This window comes from Rhodococcus sp. YH1 (assembly GCF_009939605.1).
GTDB lineage: Bacteria > Actinomycetota > Actinomycetes > Mycobacteriales > Mycobacteriaceae > Rhodococcus > Rhodococcus aetherivorans.
In genome coordinates this window covers 1-3,213 of the sequence record NZ_WVTE01000160.1, presented here as the reverse complement: position 1 = coordinate 3,213, position 3,213 = coordinate 1, and the positions used below count along the sequence as shown (strand labels likewise).

Genomic DNA, 3,213 nt, shown 5'->3' with positions numbered 1-3,213 from the left:
GACGACACCGACCTCACCCGGCTCTCGGAGGCCCGGTTCGGCGCTCTCGGAAAGCTGCAGTCGACGTTCGACGACGTGTTCGACAGACCGATCGGACGACGCTTCGCCCTCCTGCTCCGGGTGGCGCGGGCGAAGCCGGAACGGGTTCGCAGTGCGCGCCGCTCGGATAGGGTTCGAAGACATCCCTGATGCGGCCACGGTCGCGTCGGATGTGCTGCTCACAAGGGGTTTGGGATGGCGGAGAAGAGCTTCGAGAACATTGTCACCCGGGTCGCTTCCCGCCTCATGCCGGCGGACGCCGCGTCTCATCACTCGGTGATCGAAAGGGTGCTCCAGGACCTCGTCGAGCACTTCGAGGTCGACACCTGCTTCCTTCGCTACAACGACCATGACATCCACGCGACGGTGCTCGTCGCCGAGTGGCCGCCGCGGGAGTTCGTGCCGAGCCCGGATCCTCTGGGCGTGGTGCACTTCCGCGACGCCGACCCGATCTTCGCCATGACCGAGACCATGAAGGAACCGGCGGTCAGCCGTCCGGCGCAGTCGGGTGCCGAATACGCGGACCGGGTGCGTGCGGGTTCGGGAGTGCCCGAGGTCTCGGTCGCGGCGGTGCCGCTGATCTCCGGCAGCGTCACCACCGGCACCCTGGGCTTCATCAAGGCCGGTGATCGTGACTGGAGCGAGGACGAGATCAATACCTTGATGATGATCGCGGCGTTGCTGGCCCAGGTGCAGGCCCGGGTCCGCGCGGAACAGGACCTGCGCGACGCCGCCTATCACGACGACCTCACCGGCCTGGCGAGCCGGCGGGCTCTCCTCGAACACCTCGAGGAGCGGTTGAAGCGGGGGCAGCCGGGACCGGTCGCCGTCCTGTTCCTCGATCTGGACCGCCTCAAGCCGCTCAACGACTTCCTCGGTCACGCGGCCGTCGACGTGTTCCTGTGCCGCACCGCGCAGCGGCTGTCGCGGGTGTGTGATCCGAAGGACATGGTGGCGCGCCTCGGCGGTGACGAGTTCGTCATCGTGCTCGACGGGGCGGTGTCGCTCGAGGTGGCGCGGGAACGCGCCGAGGCACTGCGGTGGGCGGTCGGGATGTCGGTGCAGCTGGGCAGCCAGGTCGTCGGTCGCGGCGGCAGCCTCGGTGTTGCCGTAGGCGAGCCCGGACGGATCACTCCGGTGGCGTTGCTCGGGCGCGTCGACGAGGCGATGCTGATGGCCAAGAGCAAGGGCGGCAACAGCGTCGTCGCGTACACCGACGACATGCGGGGCGCGAGCGAACGCCGCAACCTCATCGAGCTGAGCCTGCGGACGTCGATCGACGACGAGCACCTCACCCTCGAATATCAACCCGAATTCGACCTGCGCGACGGCAGCATTCTCGGTGTCGAGGCCCTGGTGCGGTGGAATCACCCGGTGCTGGGCAAGCTGCAGCCGGCCGAGTTCATCGAGGTGGCCGAGTCGACGAACCTTGCGGGCGAACTCGGGCGCTGGGTGCTGCGGACGGCGTGCGGGCAGCTGGCCGAGTGGCGGCGCCGGATTCCGGGGTTGAACCTGCAGATGAGCGTGAACGTCTCGCCGGTGCAGCTGGTGAGCCTGGACTTCGTGGAGACGGTGGAGAGCACGCTGGAGGAGTTCGGCCTGGGCAGCTCGTGCCTGTGTCTGGAGATCACCGAGTACGTGGTCGTCAGCGATCTGGAGCGCTCCCGCAAGACACTGCGCCGGCTCGAGCGTCTGGGTGTGTGCTGCGCGATCGACGACTTCGGCACCGGCTACAGCTCGCTCGCCCACCTGAAGTCTCTGCCGGTCCACACACTCAAGATCGACAAGGCGTTCGTGCTCAATCTGCAGCGCAGCGAGAGCGACCGCGTCATCGTCGAATCGATCATGGGGCTGGCCTCCGCGTTCGGGCTGGACGTCGTGGCCGAAGGGCTCGAGTCCGTGGCGGCGGCGATGAAGCTGCTGGAACTCGGGTGTCGACGCGCGCAAGGATTCCTCCTCAGCCGGCCCCAGCCGCCCGAGCAAATCGTCGAGATGCTGCGTCACGGCAGGATCGAACTCCCGTGGAGACTTCCGGCTTCGCTCCCCGAATGAACTACCAGTCCGTTATTGCCGGGGAAACAATCTCCGAGTATGTTTTAGGGGTCCGAGAGTCGTGCGACTCCGAAATGGGGCGGGCCCTGATGCAAAACCGGGAAACGGCGAGAACCTTCGCTGGGGCGGGAAACGCCCCAGAAGGCTCGTCCGTGGAGCGAAGGGGCGGGGACCGGACAGGAGTGGTCCGGAGCCTGCCCGGGCTGTGTGCTCCGGAAGCCGTGCCGCGGCCGGCCTGGGAACGACGCTATGCGATTCTTGTCTTCTGCATCGACCTCTTGTGCGTGCTGATTGCGGACCTGGCCGTCACCTTCGGCTACCACCGGGGGGAGTTGCCCAGTGGTAAGACGCTCGCGCTCGTGATGGTCGTACCATTCGCTGCCGTGCTCGCCCTGGCGGTGCAAAAGGCATGGGATGCCAGGGTTCTCGGGGCGGGTGTCGAGGAGTTCCGGCGTGTCGGCCGTGCCTACGTCCTTGCGATCGCGGTCCTGGCGGGGGCCGGATACGCGTGGGGGACGGCAAGCGGCCAGTCCTGGATCTTCGGCGCCTTGCCCCTGGCCGGCGCTGCAACGCTGGGTGCCCGCCTGCTGTTGCGGCGATTCGTCCGCATGCGCCGCCGCCGGGGACGCCTCGTGCGGTCGGTGCTCGTCGCGGGTGACTCGATCGAGGTGCACGAGCTGCTGGCCCGGGCGGGGGAACTGCGTGATGCGGGCTGGCAGGTGGACGGGATCTGCCTGCCCGCCAGGACGTCAGGAGTGGTGCTGCCCCTCGCCGTCGACGATGTGCCGGTGCTGGGGACCGAGGACGACATCGTCGGAATCACTCAGCTGCACGGATTCCAGGCGGTGGCGCTGCTGCCGTCGAGCGGTTGGACGCACTCGAAGACCCGCAGACTCAGCTGGGATCTGGAGCACACGGGCGCCGATCTCCTCATGGCCCCGGTTCTCATGGACCTGGTGGGGCCGCGCCTGCACATGGCACCGCTCGCCGGGCTGCCGTTGCTCCAACTCAGTGCCCCGCGCTACGCCGGCCCGGCGTGGTTGGTGAAGAACATCTTCGACCGCGTGGCCGCCCTGATGATCGTGGTGCTCCTGGCGCCGTTGCTGCTGGCCATTGCCCTCG

The 3,213-nt window shown here is 67.8% G+C and carries 3 protein-coding genes; all 3 read left to right on the top strand.

The genetic code is table 11. The features are described from left to right. A partial coding sequence (locus AIIKEEIJ_RS33030; protein WP_238406341.1) for a hypothetical protein occupies positions 1-189 on the top strand: 189 nt, incomplete at its 5' end. A 45-nt stretch (positions 190-234) separates the two neighbouring features. Continuing rightward, positions 235-2,091: a putative bifunctional diguanylate cyclase/phosphodiesterase gene (locus AIIKEEIJ_RS13240; RefSeq protein WP_029542170.1), complete on the top strand. Its 1,857-nt coding sequence runs from the start codon at positions 235-237 to the stop codon at positions 2,089-2,091. Between the two features lie 284 nt (positions 2,092-2,375). Continuing rightward, a partial coding sequence (locus AIIKEEIJ_RS13235; protein WP_443217105.1) for a nucleoside-diphosphate sugar epimerase/dehydratase occupies positions 2,376-3,213 on the top strand: 838 nt, incomplete at its 3' end.

Excerpts from the sequence above, each read along its gene's own strand:
- AIIKEEIJ_RS13240 (WP_029542170.1), top strand. The coding sequence starts at position 235 with ATGGCGGAGAAGAGCTTCGAGAACATTGTCACCCGGGTCGCTTCCCGC.